Source organism: Mycolicibacterium austroafricanum (assembly GCF_902705885.1).
GTDB lineage: Bacteria > Actinomycetota > Actinomycetes > Mycobacteriales > Mycobacteriaceae > Mycobacterium > Mycobacterium vanbaalenii_A.
Genome location: NZ_CACSIP010000075.1, coordinates 114,648 through 138,409, shown reverse-complemented (window position 1 = coordinate 138,409; position 23,762 = coordinate 114,648). Strand labels below are relative to the sequence as shown.

At 64.2% G+C, this 23,762-nt stretch carries 22 protein-coding genes; 17 read left to right on the top strand and 5 right to left on the bottom strand.

Features of this window, described 5'->3' with window-relative positions; genetic code table 11:
- Positions 1-11: 11 nt before the first annotated feature.
- From BEMPMBAN_RS31540 to BEMPMBAN_RS31525, 4 genes are all read left to right on the top strand, one after another.
- Positions 12-1,181: an amidohydrolase family protein gene (locus BEMPMBAN_RS31540; RefSeq protein ID WP_159235390.1), complete on the top strand. Its 1,170-nt coding sequence runs from the start codon at positions 12-14 to the stop codon at positions 1,179-1,181.
- Positions 1,182-1,216: 35 nt separating this feature from the next.
- Entirely contained in the window at positions 1,217-2,470 is a 1,254-nt protein-coding gene (locus BEMPMBAN_RS31535) for an acyl-CoA dehydrogenase family protein (protein WP_159235389.1), read from the top strand.
- A gap of 256 nt (positions 2,471-2,726) precedes the next feature.
- Positions 2,727-3,629: a DUF2889 domain-containing protein gene (locus BEMPMBAN_RS31530; RefSeq protein ID WP_159235388.1), complete on the top strand. Its 903-nt coding sequence runs from the start codon at positions 2,727-2,729 to the stop codon at positions 3,627-3,629.
- Between the two features lie 193 nt (positions 3,630-3,822).
- Positions 3,823-6,276 (top strand): CaiB/BaiF CoA-transferase family protein, encoded by a 2,454-nt coding sequence (locus BEMPMBAN_RS31525; protein WP_159235387.1) that lies wholly within the window; start codon positions 3,823-3,825, stop codon positions 6,274-6,276.
- Between the two features lie 64 nt (positions 6,277-6,340).
- On the opposite strand, the gene BEMPMBAN_RS31520 is transcribed toward BEMPMBAN_RS31525, so the two are convergent.
- Positions 6,341-7,036 (bottom strand): TetR/AcrR family transcriptional regulator, encoded by a 696-nt coding sequence (locus tag BEMPMBAN_RS31520; RefSeq protein ID WP_234897807.1) that lies wholly within the window; start codon positions 7,034-7,036, stop codon positions 6,341-6,343.
- A gap of 143 nt (positions 7,037-7,179) precedes the next feature.
- Between BEMPMBAN_RS31520 and BEMPMBAN_RS31515 the strand changes: the two genes are divergently transcribed.
- The 4 genes from BEMPMBAN_RS31515 (at position 7,180) to BEMPMBAN_RS31500 (ending at position 11,011) form a co-directional block, all read left to right on the top strand.
- The gene (locus tag BEMPMBAN_RS31515) at positions 7,180-8,322 is read left to right on the top strand and encodes an amidohydrolase family protein (RefSeq protein ID WP_159235386.1); all 1,143 of its coding nucleotides are present in this window, start codon (positions 7,180-7,182) and stop codon (positions 8,320-8,322) included.
- A complete protein-coding gene (locus BEMPMBAN_RS31510) occupies positions 8,319-9,509 on the top strand; it encodes a thiolase C-terminal domain-containing protein (protein ID WP_159235385.1) in 1,191 nt (396 codons plus the stop codon). The genes BEMPMBAN_RS31515 and BEMPMBAN_RS31510 overlap by 4 nt, the downstream gene beginning before the upstream one ends.
- Entirely contained in the window at positions 9,506-9,949 is a 444-nt protein-coding gene (locus BEMPMBAN_RS31505; RefSeq protein ID WP_159235384.1) for a Zn-ribbon domain-containing OB-fold protein, read from the top strand. The genes BEMPMBAN_RS31510 and BEMPMBAN_RS31505 overlap by 4 nt, the downstream gene beginning before the upstream one ends.
- A gap of 246 nt (positions 9,950-10,195) precedes the next feature.
- A complete protein-coding gene (locus tag BEMPMBAN_RS31500) occupies positions 10,196-11,011 on the top strand; it encodes a mycofactocin-coupled SDR family oxidoreductase (RefSeq protein WP_159235383.1) in 816 nt (271 codons plus the stop codon).
- Here the strand turns inward: BEMPMBAN_RS31500 and BEMPMBAN_RS31495 are convergent.
- From BEMPMBAN_RS31495 to BEMPMBAN_RS31485, 3 genes are all read right to left on the bottom strand, one after another.
- Complete coding sequence (locus BEMPMBAN_RS31495) at positions 11,008-11,847, bottom strand: acetoacetate decarboxylase family protein (RefSeq protein ID WP_159235382.1); 840 nt, start codon at positions 11,845-11,847, stop codon at positions 11,008-11,010. The two genes, BEMPMBAN_RS31500 and BEMPMBAN_RS31495, sit on opposite strands and share 4 nt — an antisense overlap.
- Before the next feature lie 98 nt (positions 11,848-11,945).
- Positions 11,946-12,998, bottom strand: coding sequence for a TIGR03617 family F420-dependent LLM class oxidoreductase (locus BEMPMBAN_RS31490; RefSeq protein WP_234897806.1), 1,053 nt, complete (start codon positions 12,996-12,998; stop codon positions 11,946-11,948).
- Positions 12,999-13,038: 40 nt separating this feature from the next.
- Positions 13,039-13,800 (bottom strand): SDR family NAD(P)-dependent oxidoreductase, encoded by a 762-nt coding sequence (locus BEMPMBAN_RS31485; protein ID WP_159235381.1) that lies wholly within the window; start codon positions 13,798-13,800, stop codon positions 13,039-13,041.
- Between the two features lie 278 nt (positions 13,801-14,078).
- Here BEMPMBAN_RS31485 and BEMPMBAN_RS31480 point away from each other — a divergent pair, with 278 nt between their 5' ends.
- From BEMPMBAN_RS31480 to BEMPMBAN_RS31440, 9 genes are all read left to right on the top strand, one after another.
- Entirely contained in the window at positions 14,079-14,885 is an 807-nt protein-coding gene (locus BEMPMBAN_RS31480) for an acetoacetate decarboxylase family protein (protein ID WP_159235380.1), read from the top strand.
- Positions 14,882-15,931: an acyl-CoA dehydrogenase family protein gene (locus tag BEMPMBAN_RS31475; RefSeq protein WP_159235379.1), complete on the top strand. Its 1,050-nt coding sequence runs from the start codon at positions 14,882-14,884 to the stop codon at positions 15,929-15,931. Before BEMPMBAN_RS31480 ends, BEMPMBAN_RS31475 begins: the two co-directional genes overlap by 4 nt.
- Positions 15,931-17,067, top strand: a complete 1,137-nt coding sequence (locus BEMPMBAN_RS31470) for an acyl-CoA dehydrogenase family protein (RefSeq protein WP_159235378.1) — start codon at positions 15,931-15,933, stop codon at positions 17,065-17,067. The genes BEMPMBAN_RS31475 and BEMPMBAN_RS31470 overlap by 1 nt, the downstream gene beginning before the upstream one ends.
- 116 nt (positions 17,068-17,183) lie before the next feature.
- The gene (locus tag BEMPMBAN_RS31465) at positions 17,184-18,209 is read left to right on the top strand and encodes an acyl-CoA dehydrogenase family protein (RefSeq protein WP_159235377.1); all 1,026 of its coding nucleotides are present in this window, start codon (positions 17,184-17,186) and stop codon (positions 18,207-18,209) included.
- Positions 18,200-19,363 carry an acyl-CoA dehydrogenase family protein gene (locus BEMPMBAN_RS31460; RefSeq protein ID WP_159235376.1) on the top strand — a complete coding sequence of 388 codons (1,164 nt, stop codon included), beginning with the start codon at positions 18,200-18,202 and terminating at the stop codon, positions 19,361-19,363. The genes BEMPMBAN_RS31465 and BEMPMBAN_RS31460 overlap by 10 nt, the downstream gene beginning before the upstream one ends.
- Positions 19,360-20,322 carry a bifunctional MaoC family dehydratase N-terminal/OB-fold nucleic acid binding domain-containing protein gene (locus BEMPMBAN_RS31455; RefSeq protein WP_159235375.1) on the top strand — a complete coding sequence of 321 codons (963 nt, stop codon included), beginning with the start codon at positions 19,360-19,362 and terminating at the stop codon, positions 20,320-20,322. The genes BEMPMBAN_RS31460 and BEMPMBAN_RS31455 overlap by 4 nt, the downstream gene beginning before the upstream one ends.
- Complete coding sequence (locus tag BEMPMBAN_RS31450; RefSeq protein WP_159235374.1) at positions 20,319-20,723, top strand: MaoC family dehydratase; 405 nt, start codon at positions 20,319-20,321, stop codon at positions 20,721-20,723. The genes BEMPMBAN_RS31455 and BEMPMBAN_RS31450 overlap by 4 nt, the downstream gene beginning before the upstream one ends.
- The gene (locus BEMPMBAN_RS31445) at positions 20,720-21,886 is read left to right on the top strand and encodes a 17-hydroxy-3-oxo-4-pregnene-20-carboxyl-CoA lyase (protein WP_159235373.1); all 1,167 of its coding nucleotides are present in this window, start codon (positions 20,720-20,722) and stop codon (positions 21,884-21,886) included. The genes BEMPMBAN_RS31450 and BEMPMBAN_RS31445 overlap by 4 nt, the downstream gene beginning before the upstream one ends.
- A gap of 69 nt (positions 21,887-21,955) precedes the next feature.
- Positions 21,956-23,119: a CaiB/BaiF CoA transferase family protein gene (locus tag BEMPMBAN_RS31440; RefSeq protein ID WP_234897805.1), complete on the top strand. Its 1,164-nt coding sequence runs from the start codon at positions 21,956-21,958 to the stop codon at positions 23,117-23,119.
- A gap of 45 nt (positions 23,120-23,164) precedes the next feature.
- On the opposite strand, the gene BEMPMBAN_RS31435 is transcribed toward BEMPMBAN_RS31440, so the two are convergent.
- On the bottom strand, positions 23,165-23,692 hold the full coding sequence (locus tag BEMPMBAN_RS31435) for a TetR family transcriptional regulator (RefSeq protein ID WP_483238005.1): 528 nt from the start codon (positions 23,690-23,692) through the stop codon (positions 23,165-23,167).
- Positions 23,693-23,762 lie beyond the last annotated feature (70 nt).

Here is a 23,762-nt window from a genome sequence, read left to right as displayed (position 1 = left end):
AGGAGAAAGTGATGCCCCACCTTCCCATTATCGACACCGACACCCACTTGAGCGAACCGCCGGATCTGTGGACGTCGCGGCTGGCATCCAAGTGGGGTGACGACGTTCCGCACACGGCGTTCGACGAGCGACGTGGCGAAGAGGTCTGGGTTGTCGGCGGCCGAAAGGTCTCAGGAATCTCGGGGTACGCGATGGCGGGCTGGCACGAGTACCCGCCCAAACATCCGCCGACGATGGAGCAGGCACATCCCGCGGCGTTCAACAATGCCGCGCGCGTGAAGCGGATGGACGAGGAGGGGATCATCGCGGAGGTCATCTACCCCAACCTCATTTCGTTCTCGGCTGACGCCTTCCTGAAGCTGGATCCCGAACTGACCCTCGATTGTGTGCGGGCGTACAACGACTTCCTGGTCGACTTCGCATCGATCGCGCCCGACCGCTTCATCCTGCTCACCACCCTTCCCTTCTGGGACGTCGACGCGGCGGTCGCAGAGCTCGAGCGGTGCCACGACCAGGGCCACCGCGGAATCAATCTGCTGGCCAAGCCGTACAAGTTCGGTTGGCCGCCTCTGAGCGACAAGCACTGGGAACCGCTACTCAAGGCGGCTGAAGAACGCGGGATGTGCGTGAACTTCCACACCGGTTTCCAGTCCCAGACGGAGGAGGACTGGCGCAAGCTGGTCAAGCAGGGGCCCACGGATTACGCCAAAGAGGTTGCCCTGAGCATGATCGGGTTGTCGGAGAACATGGCAGAACTCCTGTTCTCCGGGATCTGCGTCCAGTATCCGAACCTGAACTTCGTCAATGTGGAGAGCGGATTCGGCTGGATTCCCTACTTCCTCGAGAGCGCGGACTGGTTCTGGGTGAACTCCGGATCGCATAAGAAGCTCCCTGATCGTGAGCTGCCGTCGTTCTATTACCGCCGCCAGATCTACACGACGTACTGGTTCGAAAGGGAGACAGTTCGCCGGATGGCAGACCTCTATCCCGACAACCTGATGTTCGAGACCGACTTCCCGCATCCGACCAGCCTGTCACCGGGCCCTGCCTCCATTGCCAGGACGCCGCGCCAGGTCGTGAACGACACACTCGATGAGCTTCCGGAGGAGTTGTGCCGCAAGATCTTCTATGAGACTGCAGCCAAGTTGTACCGGGTCGAGGTACCCGTCGCCGCATCCTGACCCCACGCCAACGACACCTGAGGAACGCTGCACCTATGACCACGATCGACCACATCGCCGCGAGTTCCGATACGGCGGATGCCTACGCAGAAGCGCGCGAGATCAGCGAGGGCCTGTTCGCCTTCATCGATCGGCAGATCATCCCCATGGAGAATTCGCTGGGTGAGGTCATGTGGAATCCCAGGTTGTATTGGCGTGAGGACGGCCGCATCGCCGATGCGGTGGTGGAGGGCCGGCGGCAGGCGCGCGCGGCGTCAGCGGACGCCGGCTTCTACACCATGTTCTGTCCAGAGCACCTTGGTGGCGGTGGTCTCGGCGCGCTCACCTATTTCCTTGTCTGGGAGGCGTTGTGCCATCGGTACGGGTCGCCCCAGACGGGGCTGGCCTTCCACGTCCTGGCTCACACCAGCACGGGTCCGACGGCGCTATGGAGCCAGGCATCCGACGAACTGAAAGAGGCGGTGCTTCCCCGGTTGTCCGAGGGCAGGCTGCAGGGCTCGTTCGCCATGTCCGAACCCGACGCGGGTTCGGACGCCTGGATGATGCGCACGACGGCGGTTCGAGACGGGGACGGCTGGCGGTTGAACGGAACGAAGCAGTGGGCGTCGTGGGCGCCCACTGCCGACTTCCTCATCACCTTCGCCGTCACGGATCCAGAGCGCTTCGGCGCGCGCAGAGGCGGGTTGACGTGCTTCTACGTTCCCACCGATGCCGCGGGATACTCACTCGACGGCATCGTGAAAATGTACGACGAATTGGGTGGCGAGGAAGCGATCCTGTCATTCGACGATGTTCGGGTGCCCGACACCTATCGCATCGGACCGGTCGGCGAAGGATTTCCCGTCGCCATGCAGGGGTCCGGTCAGCTCAAGCTCACCAAACTCGGTAGGCACATCGGTGTGGCGCGCTGGGCGCACGACAAGGCCGTCGAATACGCGAAGGTCCGTGAGACGTTCGGCAAGACTCTTGCCGAGCATCAGACCATCCAGAACATGCTGGCCGACAGCGCCGTCGAGCTGTATGCGGCGCGCCTGATGGCGCTCGATGTCGCCGACAAGGTGAGCCGCGGCGTTGATACGCGTTTCGAGGTGGCCGCGAGCCACGTATTCATCAACGAAGGCATGTACCGCGTGTATGACCGAGCAATGCAGGTTCTCGGCGGCATCGGGCTGAGTAATGACTCGCACATGATGAACGGGTGGCACACCCTGCGTGTTGGCCGCCTCAGCGAGGGGCCGACGGAGATTCAGCGGAGAACCGTCGCAAAGCACGTCCTCAAGGGTCGGTGAGCAGCGCAGATCATCAGCGGCCGAAAGCCGCTTGACACCGCAGTTCGATTGTTCAGGTCCGCTCACGGTTACTGTCTGTTCAATCGACATCCGGCTGCCGAGAGGCTCCGCCGCGTGAGATTGGAGTGCACACATGGCTGCTGTCCCCCTGGGAACTCCTCAGTTCGCCCTTCACCCCTCGCATGGCGTACACAATCCGACCGTCGGCGCACCTCGGCGCAGACCGGGATCCGTGCGGCGGACATCGTCGTTGGACATGACCCGCGCCGAGGGAACAACGGATCCGCTGCATCTTCGAGGCGAAGCCCGCGACTACTACACCGCAGCCGACGGATCGGGAGAGGTCACGGGGTCGGCGAGTATCCGAGCAGCCGTCGATCGGGCGGCGGGGTCGATCTCGCACTTGCAGGTATTCCCGCCCGTGCCGGAGATCGAGAGCATGGTCCCGGTACCCGCCATGAGCGGCTTCCGTTCGGTGGTCGACCGCGTCGCACCTCAACTGCGGCGTGCTCGCGACCTGCGCTACACACTGCTCGACGACGTGCCGGTCGCGACCCTGATCTCCGGACACGCCTTGTCAGCGTCCGGCGCGGCGCGCGTGGCTCGTGAGAATTACGCCCCGACAGCCGATTTGTGCGCGGGCTTCATCAGCGGCGGTGTGTTGATGACGTCCTTCGAGGCGGGCGACCCGGCTGTGGTGACCGGTCCGGATGCCCCTGCCCTCGAGGTGGAAGACGATCCCGTGGCGTGGCATCGCATGCCTGCCCTTACAGCCCAGAACATGCGTCGGCGACGGCGGATCGATGTGTCGCCCGGTGCTTCACCGGGTGTGGTGGCGATCGACGCGATGTTCCGCGACTCCTACGTCCGCGCGGATGGAGTGGAGACGGTAATCCACGAGTACGTTCTGAACGCCGACGTCGAAGCAGAATCACGGACGATTGTCGGCTGTCGGGCCAGCACCCGCGTGTTGCCATGGCAGGAGTGTTCGTCGGCGGCTGCCAGTGCGGAACGAAGTGTCGGCATGACCTTGTCCGAACTGCACTCGAAGGTCCGTGTCGAGTTCGTCGGTATACAGACGTGCACCCATCTCAATGACCTGCTGCGCAGTGTTGCAGACGCAGAGTCGCTCATTGCGCAGCTGGCATTACGGGGTTGAGGTGGCGGCTTCTCGCCAACACAGTTTCGACCACCGGGCGGCACGCTACCGGGACAGCTGAGGTCCTCCACGCCAACGCATTTCGGGGCTTCCGATACAAGTAATGCCTTGACATTAATTTATCCGACTGGCACGCTGAGTGGCGTCGGTCACACCGCGTGCGTCGGTGGCGTCGAGAGGAACCGGTTCGGGCATGACGATCAGCAATCAACGCGGTCCGCTTGCAGGAATGCGAGTGGTCGACTTCTCGACGACGTTGGCCGGCGCCTACGCCACCCAGTTCCTGGCTGACTGCGGGGCCGACGTCGTCATGGTCGAGCCGGCGGCAGGCAATCCCCTGCGTCAGCAGCCGGGCTGGCCCGGTCTGCTTCGCGGTAAGCGCAGCGTGGCGCTGGATCTCCGTGACACCGGCGACCGCGAAGAGGTCGACCGCCTCCTGGAGCGGGCTGACGTTGCGGTCATGACTGTTCGACCAGCCATCGCCGGCCGGTACGGATTGGTTGCAGCGGACATCTCGGCGCGCCACCCGCATCTGGTCGTCGCGTCGATCACCGGGTGGGGCTCCCGCGGGCCATGGCGCGATTACAAGGGTTGGGAAGCCCTGGTCATGGCCAAGGTGGGCGTGATGCACGAGAAACAGGGCCTGACGCGGCGGCCTGGTCCGGCCTACGTGACCACCCTCTATGCGTCCTGGGGGGCGGCACACGCAGCGGTGCAGGGAATCCTGGCCTCACTGATCGAACGCGACTGCACCGGCAGGGGCCAAGTGGTGGAGTCGAATCTGGTGACCGGCCTGGGCGCGATGGATCCCTGGAATTGGTTCCACGAGATGATTCTGGATCGCTATCCGGATGCCTTTCAGCCGGCGGCCGAGCCATACGACCAGGATGCCCGCCCGGTCGGCTATCTGGTCTTCCCCCTCCTGGCAGCCCCGACGAAAGATGCACACTGGCTGCAGTTCGCCCAGGTCTCACCGAAGCTCATGCACGCATGGATGTCCGAGCTGGACCTGCTCGAGGAACTGAAGAAACCGAAGTGGCAGGACTTCCCGATGCTGCCCACCCCGGAGCTACGCACGGAATGGTGGGACATGATGCTCGAACGCGTGCAAGCCCGGACACTCGACGACTGGCAGGCCGCGCTCGACGCAAACCCCGATCTCAGTGCCGAACTGTTCCGGACGCCTGAAGCGTCATTGGAACATCCGCAGACGGTCTTCGAGGGACGCGCGGTCGAACTGATGGATCCGAAACTCGGACCGGTGCGTCAGCCGTCGACGCTGATCCACGTCGACGGGAAACCCGTGACCGATCTCCGCGCCGCCCCCCTGCGGGGCGAACACCGCATCGAGGAACTGGACTGGCATGAGTCCGAACATGGGCTACCGGATTCGGCAAACGACGGAGATTTCGGCCTTCCGCTGCGTGGGGTGACGATCGTCGAAATGGGGTCGATGTACGCGGGGCCGTATGGCGCCACCATTCTGACCGATCTGGGAGCCCGCGTCATCAAGATCGAACCCCTCGACGGCGACAACATCCGAGGCATGCTCGCCTATCCGGAGGCCGGGGGCGCCAAAGTCCTCCAGGGCAAGGAGAGCTGCGCCATCGACATCACCACCGCCGAGGGGCGAGACCTCGTCTACGCACTGATCAAGAATGCCGATGTGGTGCTCAATTGTTCTCGCGGCAAATCCGCCGAGCGCGCCAAGGTCGACGAAGACACGCTCAAATCGATCAACCCGGACTTGATCGTGTTGAGCACTTCGGGCTACGGACTCGACGGGCCGTTTGCCCATCGGGCCGCGTATGCCCCGTCCATCGGAGCCGCATCGGGGCTGTCGCTGCTTGACAGCCACGGCGCCGCGCACGCGCCGAAGGACCTCGACGATCTTCACCGCACCGCGGCAGCGCTTTTCGCCGGCGGCACCGTTCTGGCGGTGCAGTGCGATGGCATCGCCGCCCTTGGGGTCGCCTCTGCGCTGATGGTCGGAATCTATGCGAAGAGCCGGGGCGTCGAACTCTCCGGCATGGCGACGACCATGTTGGGCTCGGTGCAGCAAGCGCTGATATCCCACAATCTCAGCTACGCCGGCAAAGGTGACATGCCCGATGCCGATCCGGAGTTTTACGGACTGAACGCGCTGTATCGCCTGTATCGCGCAGCCGATGGCTGGATCTTCCTGGCGGCGCCCCTGCCGATGGAATGGACGGTGTTCACCGAAGCCATGTCACTCTATTGTGCTGTCGGTGCGGATCCGCGGTTTGCGACGCCCGCATTGCGCGTGACCAACGACGCGGCGCTGGCCGCGGAATTAGCGGCGGCCTTCGCGACGAGGGACAAGGCGGACTGGGAAAAAGATCTAGCGGCCCGCGATGTCGGCTGTGTCGCCGTGGCCGAACGCAGTTCCGGGATCGTCCTGCAGGGCGACGACTGCTTCGAGGCCGGCTACTCGGTGGAATCCCACAGCCCGGTCTTCGACCAGCACCGTCGGCTGGCGCCATTGCACCACTTCTCGCGGTCGCTCACCAAAGCCGATGGCGGTTGCACCCTGGGCCAGCACACCCGCGCAATCATGCGAGAAATCGGCCTCGACGACGAGGCGATCGACCGGCTGGAGGCGGATCGGATAATTGCCTGCGGGTGACGATCGCGGATCGCTCAAGGGGCTGGCAGTGTGTCGGTCAGCGTATTGAGCCGGCCGTTGCGGGTCAGGAGGTGTGGCCCGGATCGTCCGAACTCTCGCCGATACACCGGCGCGTCTCGTACGACACCGGAGCGGTGAGCATTCCGACCCATCCATCCACGAAGTTGTGCAGTTGAACGTCGCTCAACTCGCGCTTCGAGCGAGCCGATTCGGCGAGTACGTTGATCACGCCGATGTAGAGCTGGAAGACGCGCCCGCGCCGGATTGTGGCCGGAAGGTCCTGCATCGTGGCCTCGATGAGTCCTTCGAGTTTGTCTTCCGTCCAATCGTCGACCACGTTCTCCGGCCATAGCTCGCGCCTGGCACGGGGATTCTCGGAGAGCCGGGCGAGGAACGGGACGTACATTTCTCCCGCCCTGACGCTGTCGGCCATCGGGCGAACGACCAGCCATACGATCGCTCGCGGATCGCCCTCTCGGCCGTCGCTGCGGATCTGGGCGAGCAACTCCCTGCGGACCGGTCCCAATTGGTTTTGCCGATAGGCGATCAACGCGCGAATCAGGTTGTCGCGAGATCCGAAGTGATACCGGATGACCGAGGTATTCGACTGTTGGGCGGCCTCTTGGATCTCCCGAAGGGTGACGGCCTGGATTCCGCGCGTCGCGAACAGCCGCTCGGCCACCTCCATCAGCATCGTGCGGGTCGATTCCCCAGACGCGTTCCGGCGGCGCGCGGCAGAGGTCTCGCCAGCTGCGGTCATCGGTACTCCTTCGGTATGCCCCGACGCTACTGCACGGGTGGAAGAACCCACACGACAAAAAACTAATATTTGAACATTAAAAAGTCTGGATTTCACGGCCGGGGAATGGGATGCTGGGGGGCAGTCAATGCATCGGAGGAGCAGTGAACAAGATCTGGACCAACTCGGGCGACTCGCACTTCCTGGAGCCTGAAGATCTTTGGCAGACCAGGCTTCCGAAGAAGCTCGCTGATCTGACCCCGCGCTCTGAAAAAGATCCCGATGGGGAGTACGAGACCGTGTACGTCGACGGGCAGGTGTTCCGTCGTAAGTTGCCCACCTCGGCGGTGATGGAGAAGTTCGTCGAGGCGAGCAACCGGCCCCAGGGAAGCAGAGACGCGCGGGTACGCCTGGCCGACCTGGACCAAGAGGGCGTCTGGGGTGAGGTCATCTTCCCGTCACTGGGGATGTGGTGCTCGAGCTTCCGCACCCCCGAACTGCTGAAGGCCTGCATGCGGGCCAGTAACGAGTGGGCGCTCGATGAGATCGCGTCGGTGTCGGATCGCTACGTGGTGACTGCACAGGTCTCGACGCTGGTCGTCGAGGATGCAGTCGAAGAACTACGGTGGGCCGCGGAGCGCGGGTTTCAAGCCGTCTTCCTGCCCACCACACCACACCCCAGTGCCGACGACTGGAACCGCGATAGCTGGGATCCATTGTGGGCCGCAGCGGAGGACGCCGGCATGGTGGTGGCCTTCCATATCGGCACCGACCCGGTGGACATGTCGGTGGGTGGTGCCAGCGGTGGTCTCGGCATCGTGCACCATGGTCCCGGTGGTGCGGTGATGAACTATGCCGAAACCACCTTCTCCGGCCAGCGGGTGGCGATGAAGTTGGTCGCCTCGGGCGCGCTCGACCGGCATCCGGACCTCAAGGTGTTGATCTCCGAGGGGGGTGCGACATGGGTGCCGTTCCTCGGCGACCGCATGGTGGAAGGCTATCGCCAGCACGCGATGGCGGTGCGGCCCAAGCTGAGTCGCGATCCCAAGGAGATCCTGTTCAGTCAGGTGTATGCCTCCTTCCAGCACGACGTCACCGCAGTCGCCGCCTACGAACACATGGGCTATCGCAACGTGATGTTCGGCAGCGATTACCCGCACATGGAGGGCACTTTCGGCCACACTCAGGACACGTTGAAGACGCTCTTCGACGGGGCCAGTGACGAGGCGCGGCGCCGGATCACCCAAGGGGCGTTCTTCGAGCTCTTTCCGAACGTGCCGCCCGTACCCAGCGATATCGATCGGTGACCGGCCTGCGAGACGTCGCCATCGTCGGCGCGGGAACCACGAAGTATTACCGACGCGGCGAATCGGTTCCGCGAACGACGAACGAGATGGCCTGCGAGGCGATTCTCAACGCGTGTGCCGATGCCGGCCTGTCGGTGCGTGACATCGACGGCTTCGCCTACTACTCCGGTGCCAGTGCGGGCTACACCGGGAAGTTGGACACCGCCGACTTCATGGAGATCCTGGGCATTCCGGAAGTGCGTTTCACCGCATCTCTGACATCAGGTGGCGGCGGCTCCGCAGGAGCGATTGATCTGGCCCGGGCAGCCATCGTCTCGGGAAATGCACGAGTCGTCGTGACGGTCATGGCACTTCAACAATCCGCACAGCGCCTTGGAACGGTGTTCTCGGCGATGTCCCCCGACCCGATGAACTCTTTCCTGATGCCTTCGGGGTTGGCCGGGCCGGGTCATTTGATGGCGGTGTTGGCACGGCGGCACATGCACCTGTACGGCACGCGTCGCGAGGCGTTCGCAGAAGTCGCGATCTCGACACGGTTGAATGCGGCCAACCGGCCGCAGGCGATGCATCGTGACCCGCTGACAGTCGAGGACTACTTCAAGGCGCGGATGATCGCTGAACCGTTGTGCCTCTACGACTTCTGTCAAGAGACCGACGGGGCCGCGGCGGTCATCACAACCGGGATGGACATGGCCCGCGACCTGAAGCAGCGACCGGTGCCCGTGGTCGCGGCAGCCCACGGCGGCGTGCGCGACTGGGGCCGCGCCTTCGCGTGGATGGGCATGCCGGACGAATACTTTGCCTCCGCCGGGAACCGCCCCATCGCCGAACGGCTCTATCAACAGGCCGGCATCACCAGCGCCGACATCGATGTCGCGCTGCTCTACGACCATTTCACACCCATGGTCGTGATGCAGCTGGAGGACTACGGGTTCTGCGAACGCGGTGAGGGCGGTGCCTTCGTGGAGGGGGGCGCCATCCGTTACGAAGGCGGATCGATACCGGTGAACACCCACGGCGGCCAACTGTCCGAGGCATACATCGTGGGGATGACCCACATCATCGAGGGTGTCGAGCAGATGCGCGGCACCGCGACCAACCAGGTCGACGGCGCTGAACTGGCGCTCGTGACAGGGGGACCGGCGAGCATTCCGGTCAGTGGTCTGATCCTGGGACGCGCGTCATGAGCCGATCGGAATCTACTCTCGCGAGCACGATCCCGGGAGAACACATCCACATCTCGGTCGATGACTGCACCGCACCGTTCTGGACGGCGGCCAAGGAGCGGCGGCTATCCGCTCCGCGGTGCGGCGACTGCGGCCGGTTCCGGATGCCGCCGACCCCCTTCTGCCCGCAGTGCCAGTCTCGCGCCATGGATTGGGTAGACCTCACCGGAGCGGCCACGGTCTACAGCTACGCCGTGGTTCGCGGTCTTCCTCAGTTCCCCGATCTGGTGCTGGTGGCCGCCGTCCTGGACCTGCCGGACGCTCCCGGCGCGCGGATCGTCTCCAATGTCGTCGATGTCGCGCCCGAAGAGGTGTCCATCGGGATGCATGTCGAGGTCGACTTCATGCCAATCGCAGATGGTTGGCTCCTGCCGGCGTTCCGCCCGGCGGCTGGTGACTGAGAAAGGGGCTTGGCTATGTCAGATGAGAACCCGTTTCTCGAGCAACCGATCGAATTTGCGGCGAGTATGGCCGCAACGGGCGGCTCCTGCGACGCGCAAAGCGTCCTTCCCGTGGGCGATCACTACCGCTGCACGTGTTCGTGCGGAGCGTGGACCTACGAGGCCGGGGACATTGACGAGGGCCTGCGGCGGGTGCGGGCACACACATCACACGTTTGATCACAACAACTTTCAGGAGGTATGGCGATGGCACAGCTGCAGGGACGGGTCGCATTCATCACCGGGGCCGGCAGGGGACAGGGCCGCGCACACGCTGTGCGGCTGGCCGCCGACGGCGCCGACATCATTGCCTTGGACATCTGCCAGGACATCGAAACGATGGACTACCCGAATGCAACGGCAGACGAACTCGCGGAAACCGCAGCTTTGGTGCGGGACAAGGGTGGACGAATTGTGACGCGTCAAGTCGACGTTCGAGACGGTGAAGCCGTCGAAGACTTCCTCGCACACGGAGTCAAGGAATTCGGGCGTCTGGACATCGTCATCGCCAACGCCGGCATTATCAGGATCAGCGAGAGCGTTAACCCCCGCGCTCTGTTTCGCGACGTCATCGACGTCAACCTCATTGGCGTCTGGAACACCGTCCAGGCTGCCATTCCCGCTCTGATCGACGGTGGGCGCGGCGGTTCGATCGTCATCACCAGTTCCTCAGCGGGCCTCAAGGGTGTGGCCAGCGATCGTGCTGGCGCTCAGGCATACACCGCGTCGAAACGCGGCGTCGTCGGGCTGATGCAGGTCTGGGCGAACAGTCTTGCTCCGCAATCGATTCGAGTCAACACGATTCATCCGACCGGTGTTGCCACCGGCATGGTGCTCAATGACGCGATGGCCGAGCTCTTCGAGTCAGGCGATCCGGGCCTGGCTGCCATGCAGAATGCGCTGCCGATAGAGATGCTGCAGCCCGAGGACATTGCCAACGCGGTTGCGTGGCTGGTCTCCGACGAGGCGAAGTTCATCACCGGTACTGCGTGGCCACTGGATGCCGGCTTCTCGGTCCGTTAGGAGCGGCTCCCAGCCGGTGTCAGGCTTCCGCCCGTCAGCGCGGTGATCGTGCGCCGATCGAGGTTGACGCTGCCCTCCGCGATGTAACCAGGAAGCATCCGCAAGATCGGCAGTTGCGCCAGGGTGGCCATGATTCGTGCGGAATGCGGCGCCTGCTGTGCGCTCGGATTGTTGATGGACAGTTCGCTGCTGCCGACGAAGGCCTTGGTGATCTCACCAGAGGAGTGGAAACGGGTCACTTGGTCGATGCCGCGACCGCCGGAGATTGCGGGAACGTGACGCCAACAGAATCCGTAGCTGCCCTGCGAGGCGCCGCCGGCGATCTTGTTGAAGATGACGTCATCGACCGGCTTGGCGTCGGTGATGGAGCCGGTCACCAAGGACGTACCGTACTCGGTCATGGAGAAAGACCACTGACCGTCGCGGTCGGCGACGGGGGCGAACTCGGCGCCGATCTTCGGCCAGCCCGCGATCTCGCGACCGACCGCCGCGGCCCGCATGTCGTCCACCCACAGCACCACCCAGTAGTAGCCGCGGCGCTTGTGCTCGCCATCGTGATGCGACACACCGATCCCGACGCAGAGCTCCTCATAGCCGCGCTCGCCGAGGTAGTCGACCCCGTCGAAGGACCTCCTGCTGAACAGGACCACGGGTTCGCTCGGTAGGTCCAGGCACGCCGGGACCAGGGGCCGTGCGCTGTCGTAGGCGGTGATGAAGCTGATATCGACACCTCGCAGCCAGCCCCACCGTGACACGTCGGGCAGTTCCGTCGGCCCGAAGGTGATCGGCATGTCGTAGCGATTGCCGGGTTGTCGTTCGAACCCGTGGGATCTCATGCGTGTGTTTCTCCTTCAGTTCCGCCGCGGTCTGCTGGCGCGAAGTGGAACGGGGATTTGGGCACATGATTTGGGCACATGACGCCCACGCACCGCGATCACGAGCGAACGCGATCGCCCGAGGGTGCGGTGTCATTGATGTCATTGAGCGCCGCAAGCACTGGCTGCCACTGTTCGTCGTTCATCGAGGCGGGCTGTTGCAGTCGGCAGCTGGTGAGGACATCGCCGAATCGGCGTCGGACCACGGCGGGCAGTTCGTCGGGGGGAGCCACCACAGCGAATGCGTCGAGAACATCGTCGGTGATGGACTTGGTCATCTGATCCCAGTTGCCCTGCTTCGAGAGGGTGGTGAGTTCGGCGCCGAGATCATCCCAACCATGCAGGGACAACACTGGTCGATAGGCGGGCGTGGAGCCGTAGAAGGCGATGCGCTTACGTACGGCCTCCGCGCACTCCGCCATGGCGTTCTCATCCAAGCCCGTCACGACGAACGGCGATCCGAGCACTTCGAAGGCGCGGGCATCGGCGTCGGCTCGGCCGGCAACGCGCATGCCTTCCTGCAGTGCAGGCAATGTGACCTCGCGTAGGTAGCGCTCGGTGGTGAACCCGTGGACAAAGAACCCGTCGGCAACCATCCCGGCAACGCGGGTCATGCGAGTCCCCACCCCCGCGAGGATGACCTGCGGAGGTCCCCACGGGTTGGGGCCTGGGTCGAAGAATGGCGTCATGAGGGTGTGCGTGTAGTAATCACCCTCGAAGTCGAGTCGATCGCTCGTCGACCACGCGCTCCAGATCGCCCGCATCGCGAGGATGTACTCACGCATCCGGTCCGCCGGCGCAGACCAGGGCATCGAAAAGCGTCGGGTGATGTGCGCCTTGACCTGCGAGCCGATACCGAGCCGGAACCTGCCCTCGGAATAGAGCTGAAGGTCGTTGGCCAGAGTTGCCAACACCATCGGACTGCGCGCGAAGGCGACGCTGACCGCGGTTCCCAATTTGATGCGTTCGGTCCGCGAAGCAGCCAGGGCCAGGGAGCAGAACGGGTCGTGTTTGATCTCGGGCATCCACGCGGTGTCGTAGCCGAACTGCTCGGCACGCGCCGCTTCGTCCGGTGAGGGCAATCCACCCGTCAAGGACACGTCGGTCTTCACATGATCTCCTCACTTGGATCTCGACATCGACTCACGCTCGTCACGTGATCGTGAATCCTCCGTCGACGACGATGGTCTGGCCGGTGACGTAGCCGGCTGCATCGGAGGCAAGCCACACCACAGTTGCCGCGAGTTCCTCGGGGTCGCCGATACGGTCCAGAACGATGCGCGGAAGGATCATGTCCTCGTGTCCGGACAACCCGGTCTCGGTCATTTCCGTGCGGAATGCGCCGGGAGCAACGGCGTTGACCCGGATGCCCTTTCGCCGGCCCCACTGGCTGGCCAGCTCCCGGGTCAGGCCGACGATGGCCGCCTTACTGGCACTGTATGCCGCCTGAGGTAACGGGGACGTGGTGAACGCCGACGTGCTGGCGACATTGATGATCGACGATCCGGGCCGCATCACGCGTGCACACGCCTGGGCGGCCCAGAAGCTGCCGTGCAGGTTGGTTTCGACGACATCGCGGAAGTCTTTCGGGGTCTCCCGAGTAGCTGCGGCGACCGAACTGATTCCGGCGTTGTTGACCAGGATGTCGATGTGTCCGTAATGCGCCATCGCGGCGTCGACCATGTCCTGCACCTGCTGCGGATCGCTGATATCGGTGGTAACCGTGAACGCAGCGCCGCCCGCAGCGGTGACGAGCACCGCTGTGGCGGCGAGCTTTTCGGCTCTCCGAGCGGCAAGCACAATGTCCGCTCCTGCCTCCGCGCAGGCCTGTGCGATCGCGACACCGAGTCCGGAGGACGCGCCCGTCACCAGGACGACCTTGCTGTCGAGACGGAACCGATCGAGGACGTGCACCGGGCGAACCGCCTTCCTTTTCGAGGGGCCGTAATGAGCCCACCCATGATGGCCCCGAAGCTTAATCGCGCGCTGCGCGATCGTCGCCGAGCGCCGAAAGAGCGGTGGCTCCGATCAGCCGCCGTGCTCCGTACAAGCAGTAAAACATATACCGCTTGCCTTTCGGGCAGCGATGCGTCAGAGTGCGGTGTAGGACGACTGTGTCCGAACCAAGAAAGGGAAGCAGTTTGCACGCGACTGCCGCGGGATTCAAGTGTCAGCCGGACCTCCGTTACGACATGCCTGTCGTCTTCGGCCCGAGCGAGCTACCGCTGGTGTCGCGCTGGGGTTACCTGCGAAACATCTCCATCGACTTCGTCACTGACTACGAGTCCGTTCGACCACTGGTTCCCACGCGGCTGGACATATCGCGGGAACCGGTGGTCACCTTCTGCCGGCGGTCCTTCGACGACGTCGACTACCTCGGGGGACGGGGTTATGAGGAGATGTGCGTCGGGGTGGCGGTGACAGACCCGGACAGCGATGAGAGCAACGCGGGAATGTTCTGGCTTGCGCTGTGGGTCGACGACGCACGCGCGGCGGCCGTCGGTCGCGAACTGACGGGCTGGCCCAAGCTGGGCGGCAGCTTTTCCCCGGTGGAAGTGGACGGCACCCGGGGCTGGCGGTTCGGCCTGGCCGAGTACGGGAACGCGCTCATCGACGGCCAGGTGAGCAGCGCCGAGCCGCTCGAACGTGAGGCATTCAGCCGCTACACTCGTGACTGTGCTGAGGGCGGCTACTCGTATTGCCAGCGCCATTTCGAGGCCATCGTCGATGGTGACGGCGTCAGCCAACTGACCCGCACGCGAACCGTTTTCACGCCTACGAGCGCTTTTGTCGGGGTCGGATCCTTGGCGCTACGGGTGCCGGAGTGGATCGCCGCGCCGCACTCCGCCCGCATCATGGCGGCGCTGACGGCTCTACCGGTCCTGCGATGGCTGCCCGCGACGGTCTCCGAGGGCAGCCTGTCGATCGACCGCGGGACGACAACCGCGCTGACCGATGAGACCGTGTCGGCCCTGCGAGAAGTTGGTGCGACCAAATGACCCTCGATCTCTCCCTCTCCGACGACCAGCAGGCGCTGAGTCGGTTGTTCGGCGACTTCTTCGCCAAGTCTTCGCCCACCTCCGTCGTCCGTAAGGCGGAGCCCTTGGGATTCGATCCGTCACTGTGGCAGGCGAGCGCCGCGGTGGGATTACCGGGCATGGGTGCTGATGTGGGCGATGGCGGCGCCACGCTGCCGCAGTTGGTCGTCGTGGCCGAACAGTTCGGCCGCCACATCGCGCCGGTGCCCGCCGTCGAGCACCTCGTTGCGACGCGTGCCCTCGGCGCGGAATGGGAGGATCTGTTCGACGGCTCGACCATCGCCACGCTGGCTGTCCGTCCCCCCGCCAGCCCCGGCGCCTGGAATCTCGTTCCCGCGGGTGCGGTCGCCGGTGTCGTCATCGGCCCGCACGCGGGTGCGACCATCGCAATCCGATCGACCCCCCCAGGAGTGGCTCCGCGCAACCATGCGTGTGCACCCATAGCCAACCGTGTCCTCGAGGAGGCAGATCGGACCGAGCTCGGCCCGACGGCGATCTGGGAACGGGCACTGGTCGAGTGGAAGGTGCTCACTGCCGCGGCACTTACCGGGCTCGCGGACCGCGCTCTCGAAATCGGCGTGCAGTACACCAAGACTCGCGAACAGTTCGGCCAGCCGATTGGCGCATTCCAATCCGTTCAACACGGCCTGGCCGATCTCCCTGGAATGGTCGCCGGCTCCCGCCTGCTCGCCCACAAGGCCGCATGGGCGCTGGAGAACCCGAAGGCTGTGCCGCAGGTGTTCGATGTCTTCGACAACGAGGTGTGGGATGGCGAGATCCTCGCCAATATGGCGCTCATCCACGCGGGGGATGTCGCGGCTGAGGTGACCAAGCGTGCGCTGCATTACCACGGCGGTGCCGGCTTCGCTGAGGAGTACGACATCCAGCTCTACTACCGCCGTGCCCGCGGGTGGCCGCTGATTCTGGGCGATCCCGGCCGTACCGCCCTTGCCCTTGCCGATCAGCTGTTCGGTGCCGTCGACAACCACGCGGGGAAGGAGAACTAATGGACTTCGCACTGGGTTCAGACGTCGAGGCGTTCCGCATGGAGGTCAAGGACGTCATCGCCAGCACGTTCACCGAGGACGATCACCGGCGCCAGCACGAGTCGGGGACGTTCACCAGCTGGCCGTTGTATCGCGCTCTCGCCGAGCGCGGATTCCTCGAACGAGCCGTTCCGGGTCTGGGCAAAGGCGACCCGATTGAGCTGTACGTGCTGTTCAGCGAGTTGGAGAAGGCGGGCGCTCCCTACGAATCGCTGGCTGTCACGTTGTGCGTGGCCGGGATCGTCAACCACGTCGGCACCGATGATCAGCGCCACCGCATCCTGCCTGGACTGTTGTCGGGCGAGCACACCGCAGCGCTGGGTTACAGCGAAGCCAACAGTGGCAGTGACGTTGCGTCGATCAGGACCCGGGCGGCTCGGAGTCCAGACGGTGGCTGGGTGATCAACGGGGCCAAGATGTGGACCACCATGGCGCACGTCGCCGACTGGGTTCTTCTGCTCACGCGGACGGACCTCGACGCTCCAAAGCACAAGGGCCTCACGATGTTCGTGTTGCCGCTGAAGACGCCGGGGATTTCCGTCGAGCCCGTGTGGACGATGGGGGACGAGCGGACAAACGCCACCTTCTACGACGACGTGCGGGTCGGTGACGACTGTGTCCTGGGGGAGGTCAACGGCGGCTGGAAGGTCATGACGGTCGGCTTGTCGCTGGAACGCGGGGTGGCCGGTGAGACCAACTCTGGACCCACGTTGCTGCGGCACTTCCACGACTGGGCCGAACGCACAAACGTCCTCGCGGACAGCCGCGTCCGCGAGAAGATGGCGCGGGTCGCGATCGACAACGAGGTGACGAAGCTGCTCACGCAGCGCTCGGCGTGGATTGCGGGCTCAGGCGGTATGCCCACGACCGAGGGGGCCATGACGAAGCTGTTCGCCAACGAGGCTTTCCAGCGGGCGGCGCGGTGGTTCCAGGAGGCCGCCGGACCAGAGGGGCTGCTTCGTTTCGACGAAACCGATGCTGCCGGCGACGGGTGGCTTGAGTACGAAGTGCGACGCGCCACGGTACTGCCGATTCGGGGCGGCACCACGGAGATCAATCGAAATGTCATAGCACGACGCCATCTCGGTCTGCCGTAGCACTCGCGACCACAAAGCGCCGTCCCGGTATCGCAGGTGTCGGGCGCAGCGCGCGGCTGTTCGCTGCACAGAAGAACTTCACGGCTCGAGCCGCGATCTCGAAAGGAAAACCCGTCATGGACTTCAACCTCGACGCGCAGCAGCAAGCTGTTGCCGATGTCGTGAGTGCCGTGCTGGACAAGCATTCCGACGCTGATGATCTGTGGGAGCAGCTGGTCTCGGCCGGGGTCACCACGCTGGCCGTCCCCGAAGAGTTGGGCGGTGACGGTGTCGGTCTCCTGGAGCTGGCGACAGCCTTGACCGAGATGGGGCGTCGAGCCGCGATTACTCCGGCTCTGGCGAGCATCGGCATGGCGACCGGCGCGCTGCTGAAGTGCGCACGCGCCGATCAGCAGCAGCGCTATCTCGATGCGGTGAGCCGCGGCGCGATTTTGACCGTAGCGCTCAACGAACCGGCGCAGAGCATGCCGACTGATCCCGTGACCACGCTGGTCGACGGACGGCTCAACGGCACGAAAGTAGCTGTGCCGTATGCGGATCACAGCGAGTGGATGGTCGTCACCACTGACGCCGGCGCGGTGTGCGTTCCCGCCGATGCCAGCGGTATGGAGCTGGTATCTACGCCCTCCGCAACCGGAGCACCGGAATTCACCGTTCGTTTCAGTGATACTCCCGTCGCGGACCAGGATGTGCTGGCAGGGTCCCAGGCCCACGAGGTCAACGACGTGGTGTTGGCCGTGGTCGGGGCTTATGGCAGCGGACTGATGCAGGGTGCGCTGCGCCTCACAGCTGACTACCTTGCAGGTCGTCATCAGTTCGGCAAGCCGCTGACGACGTTCCAACTCGTGGCCGCTCAGCTCGCTGACCTCTACATCGCTTCGCGCACAGTTGATCTGGCGGCCAAGTCGGCGGTCTACCGCCTCGCTGGCGGTGACGACGCCGGCAATGACCTCGCTGTCCTCGGGTACTGGTTCGCCACAGAGGCGCCGCAGGCGATGCAGCTATGTCATCACCTCCACGGAGGCATCGGCGTCGACATCTCATACCCGATGGCGCGGTATTACGCGGCCACCAAAGACCTCGTCCGACTCATCGGCGGTTCGGCACGCCGCCTCGACATCGTTGGAGCACCATGTTCATAGAACTGACCACGCAACAACGCGACTTGGAACTCGAACTGCGCAAGTACTTTTCCGAGCTGATCAGCCCCGAGGAACGCGAGGAACTCAAGGTCGATCGGCACGGCCGCCCGTTCAAGGAAATCGTCAAACGAATGGGACGTGACGGGTGGCTCGGCGTTGGCTGGCCCAGGGAATACGGTGGCCGTGGCTTCGGCGCCCTTGAGCAACTCATCTTCGCCAACGAAGCGGCTAGAGCGGGTGTGCCGCTGCCTGCATTGACTCTGCAAACGGTTGGGCCGACGCTGCAGAAGTTCGGCAGCGACTATCTCAAGAACCGATTCTTGCCGGCCATCCTCAAGGGCGAAGTGCATTTCGCGATCGGATACTCAGAGCCGGACTCCGGTACCGATCTCGCCTCGTTACGCACCTCTGCGGTGCTCGACGGTGATCACTACGTCGTCAACGGCCAGAAGATCTTCACCACCGCTGCACACGAAGCGGACTTCATCTGGCTGGCGTGCCGGACCGATCCCGATGCGCCCCGCCACAAAGGCATCTCGATTCTGATGGTGGATACCAAGAGCCCGGGGTTCTCATGGACGCCGATCATCACCAGCGACGGCACCCACCACACCAACGCCACCTATTACAGCGACGTACGAGTGCCCGTCGACATGGTGGTCGGCGAGGTGAACATGGGCTGGCGCCTGATCACCACCCAGCTCAACAACGAGCGCAACATGCTCGGTCCCGCCGGCCGTTTCGCATCGATCTACGAACGCCTCCGACATTGGGCGTCGACACCCAGCTGCTCCGGCCGCACCCCGATCGATGACCCGGACGTCCGACGGGGTCTGGGCAAGATCTACGCGACCTGGCGGGTGAATGAACTGCTCAACTGGCAGGTCGCGGCCAACGGCGACACGATCGGCATCGCCGACGCGGCGGCGACGAAGGTGTTCGCGACGGAGCGGTGGCAAGCGATCGGACGCCTCGCCGAGGAACTCGTGTTCGACCATGGCGAGGCCGACGATCCCGCCACGACGGACCTGATCGCGTGGCTCGACAACCAGACAAAACGAAACCTGCACATAACGTTCGGGGGCGGAGTGAATGAGGTGATGAGAGAAATGGTGACAGCATCGGGACTCAATGTGCCGAGGGTCCAGCGATGACGACGATCGAGCAGGTGCTCGAGAAGATTCGGTCCGACGGTCCCGGCCAGCCGGTGCCGGGCCGCGACCCAGTCAATCAGCCGATGATCAACAACTGGGTGGAAGCGCTCGATTACCAGAACCCCATCTACGTCGATGAGGACGCAGCACGCGCCGCGGGGCATCCCGGCATCGTGGCACCACCAGCGATGGCCCAGGTGTGGACGATGGTCGGCCTCAAGGGAGTCCCAGCCGACGACGACGCCTGGTATCGGGCGATCGATGCGATGATCACAGCGGGGTACACGGGCCTGGTCGCCACCAACTGTGAGCAGGTCTACCACCGCTATGTACGGCCGGGCGAGCACGTGACAAAGACGACCGAACTCGGTGCACCCATCGGGCCGAAGAAGACGGCGCTGGGCGAGGGCTACTTCCTCAATCAACACATCACGTGGCGGGTCGGCGACGAGGTCGTCACCGAGATGGATCTGCGCGTGCTGCGATTCAAGCCTCGTGACGAGGATGCAGCCGATGCAGCCAGCACGGCAACGGTTCCCGACGACCTCGACGCGAGTGTGTTGATGCGGCCGGCCGTCTCGCGCGACACCCGGTTCTTCTGGGACGGCGTCGCACGACACGAACTGCGCATCCAGCGGCGCGCCGACGGCACATTACAGCAGCCCCCGGTGCCCGCAATCTGGTCGGACAAGTCCGAGCCGACCGACTACGTGGTCTCGTCGGGCCGTGGCTCCATCTACACCTTCACCGTGCACCACGCACCCAAGGTCCGCGGCCGCAGTCTGCCCTTCGTCATCGCGGTGGTGGAGCTCGAAGAGGGGGTGCGCATGGTGGGGGAACTGCGCAACGTCGATCCCTCCTCGGTGCGGATCGGCATGCCGGTGCACGCCACCTACATCGACTTTCCTGCTGACGATTCCGGTCCCGCGTGGACCCTCTACGCCTGGGAGCTGTCATGACAGTCACAGCAACACCCGGCACTTCGCTGCCGGACATGAAGATCTACGCCGACCCGACCTTCGTCGCCACCACCGCGATCGCCACCAGGGATTTCCAGCCGGTGCATCACGACCGCGACATCGCCGTGGGACAGGGCTCCAAGGACACCTTCGTCAACATCCTCACCGTCACCGGTCTGGTGGAACGTTTCGTCGTTGACTGGGGCGGCCCGGGAATCGTCGTGAAAACGCTTGGACTGAGGCTCGGGGTTCCGTGGTATGCGTACGACACGACGATCTTCACGGGCAACGTCGCCAGCGTCGATGAGGACGGCCTGGTCACGGTCGAGATCAAGGGTAGGAACAGTCTTGGCGATCACGTGACCGCCACCGTCACCTGCACAATGGGAGGCCAGTCGTGATCTCTGGACGCGCAGCAATCGTCGGCATCGGCGCGACCGACTTCTCGAAGGATTCAGGACGCTCGGAGCTGCGGCTCGCTGCTGAGGCGGTGACCGCGGCGTTGGCGGACGCAGGCCTGACGCCGGCGGATGTTGATGGGCTGACGACCTTCACGATGGACACCAACAACGAGATCTCGGTCGCGCGTGCCACGGGTATCGGCGACTTGAAGTTCTTCTCGCAGATCAACTACGGCGGTGGTGCCGCCTGCGGGACCGTCCAACACGCCGCCATGGCGGTCGCCTGTGGCGTCGCCGACGTCGTGGTTGCCTACCGCGCGTTCAACGAACGTTCGGGCCTGCGGTTTGGTCAGACCGGACATCGGGTGGCCGACAACGCCGACTCGAAGGGTGTCGACAACACCAACTTCTTCGTGCACGGTCTGATGACGCCGGCTGCTCAGGTGGCGATGACCGCGCAGCGGTATCTGCATCTGTCCGGTGCGACCTCCCGCGCCTTCGGCGCCGTCTCGGTGGCTGATCGCAGGCATGCGGCCAACAACCCGGCGGCGTACTTCTATCAGAAGCCGATCACCATTGAGGACCACCAGAATTCGCGGTTCATCGCCGAACCACTGCGTCTTCTGGACTGCTGTCAGGAGAGCGACGGAGCGGTGGCGATCGTCGTCACCTCGGTTGAGCGTGCGCGAGAGCTCAATCAACGACCGGCGGTCATCCAGGCGGCGGCGCAGGGTTCGGGGCGCAACCAGTTCATTATGTCGAGCTACTTCGACCGGGACCTGTTCGGTCTACCTGAGATCGGGGTCGTGGGTGACCAGCTCTGGGCTCAGTCGGGTCTGACGCCCACCGACATCCAGACTGCGATCCTCTACGACCACTTCACCCCGTACACACTGCTGCAGCTGGAAGAACTCGGCTTCTGCGATCGTGGTGATGCCAAGGACTTCGTCGCCGACGGAGCGATCGAGATCGGCGGTCGGCTGCCGATCAACACCCATGGTGGCCAGCTCGGGGAGGCCTACATTCACGGGATGAACGGAATCGCCGAAGCGGTGCGTCAGGTTCGCGGGACGTCGGTCAATCAAGTTCCCGACGTTGAGCACGTGCTTGTCACTGCGGGCACCGGAGTGCCGACCTCGGGCTTGATCCTCGGTCCGGAGTAGGCGCGGCAGCATCCAGGAGGAAACGCGCACCATGTCAGCTCGATGTTGGAACCTGTTTGGGGACAGCGCGTGACCGGCGCGGGGAAACCGAATCAAGGCGCTGGCGCGCTCGACGGTGTGGTGGTCGCCGATTTCTCCCGCATCCTGGCCGGTCCGTACATGACGATGTTGCTCGCCGATCTCGGGGCGACCGTCATCAAAGTGGAGAGTCCCGCCGGGGATGACACTCGGCAGTGGGGCCCTCCCTGGGATGACGGCATCAGTACCTACTACAAGTCGATCAATCGCAACAAGAAGTCTGTTGTCCTGGACCTGCGCCGCGAGGACGACAGGTTGCTGGCCCGCGAGCTCGCGCGGCGGGCCGATGTGATGGTCGAGAATCTGCGACCCGGGACCATGGCGCGATACGGCTTGGGCTACGACGACGTCGCGCACGACAACCGTGAGGTCGTCTACTGCTCGATCTCGGGTTTCGGTGGTCAGCCGGGTGGTGCGCATCTGCCGGGTTATGATCTGTTGGGCCAGGCCATCAGTGGGTTGATGAGTGTAACCGGTGAGCCCGACGGGCGGCCTCTCAAAGTTGGTGTCGCCGTCGTCGACGTTCTCTGTGGTCTCCACGCGTGTGCGGGGGTGCTCGCCGCACTACACGCCCGAAACGCGACGGGCAGTGGGCAACTCGTTGAGGTGGATTTGCTCTCCAGCGCATTGTCCGCCCTGGTCAATCAAGCCTCCGGGTATCTCCTGGCCGGTGCTACGCCCCGCGCAGCAGGCAATGCTCATCCGAGCGTGGCGCCCTATGAAACCTTTGCCGTTGCCGACGGGTCGATCGCCGTCGCCGTCGGCAGTGATCGCCAGTTCAGCGTGTTGTGTTCGGTGTTGGACTTGGGTCCCTTGGACCAAGACCCTGCGTACGCCACCAACGCGGCACGGGTTGCCAACCGCCCAGCCCTCGCGGGCAAGATCGAAAAACGACTTGCGACACTCGATCGTCGCGAAGCGCTCGCTCTACTGGAGGCCGCAGGGGTGCCCTCGGGTCCGGTCAACACCATGGATGAAGCGTTTGCGTTCGCGGAATCAATTGGTCTAGAACCAGTCTGGACCAGTGGCGGTGACGACTACGTACGTGCCCCGTTCCGGCTCAGCGGAACTCCGCCCGAAGTGCGCACGCCGGCGCCTGATCTCGACTCCTCGGGTGAGCAAATCAGGGAGTGGCTGCGCTCACCGCAGCCGTGAATGTCCTGGATGAACGGCACCTGGCGATGACCGGTACACCGCGAGCTATTTCACGACGCGGGGCAGTGCGGCGAACTCCTGCCGGATGATGTCGTCCAGTCCGCGCGTCGTCGACAACCACTCATTCAGTGCGCGTTCGACCAGCAGCATGCCGACTGACGCCAGAAGCCAGCACTCGCCGTCGGGCGACGGCAGCCCGCGGCGCTCGGCAATCACCTTCGCCACGGTTTCGCGGTTGGCTTCGTGATTTCTGCGCTCGCGGCCGAGTAACACGAGCGACGATGCGACCGCCTCCTGATACTGCGCGATTCGCTTGCGGATCCGCTTGAGGGAGGGTGCCAACACCGCGAACGCCTCGGCCATCGCCTCGTAGTCCGACAGTGTCTCGTCGCGGCCCAGATACACAGCACTGAAGGCGTGAATGAAGTCGTACTCGCCGAAGAACAGCACCGACTCTTTGGTGGGGAAGTAGCGGAAGAACGTCCGCGGTGAGACGCCGACAGCTTCGGCGATGTTGTCGGTGGTGGTCTGGTCGTAACCGTTGGCGCTGAACAGATTCAGCGCCGCTTCCACAAGTGCAGCCCGCGTCCGGTCCGCATGCTCGCCTCTCGGCGAACGATCGCCCCGCGCCATCGATCCGCCT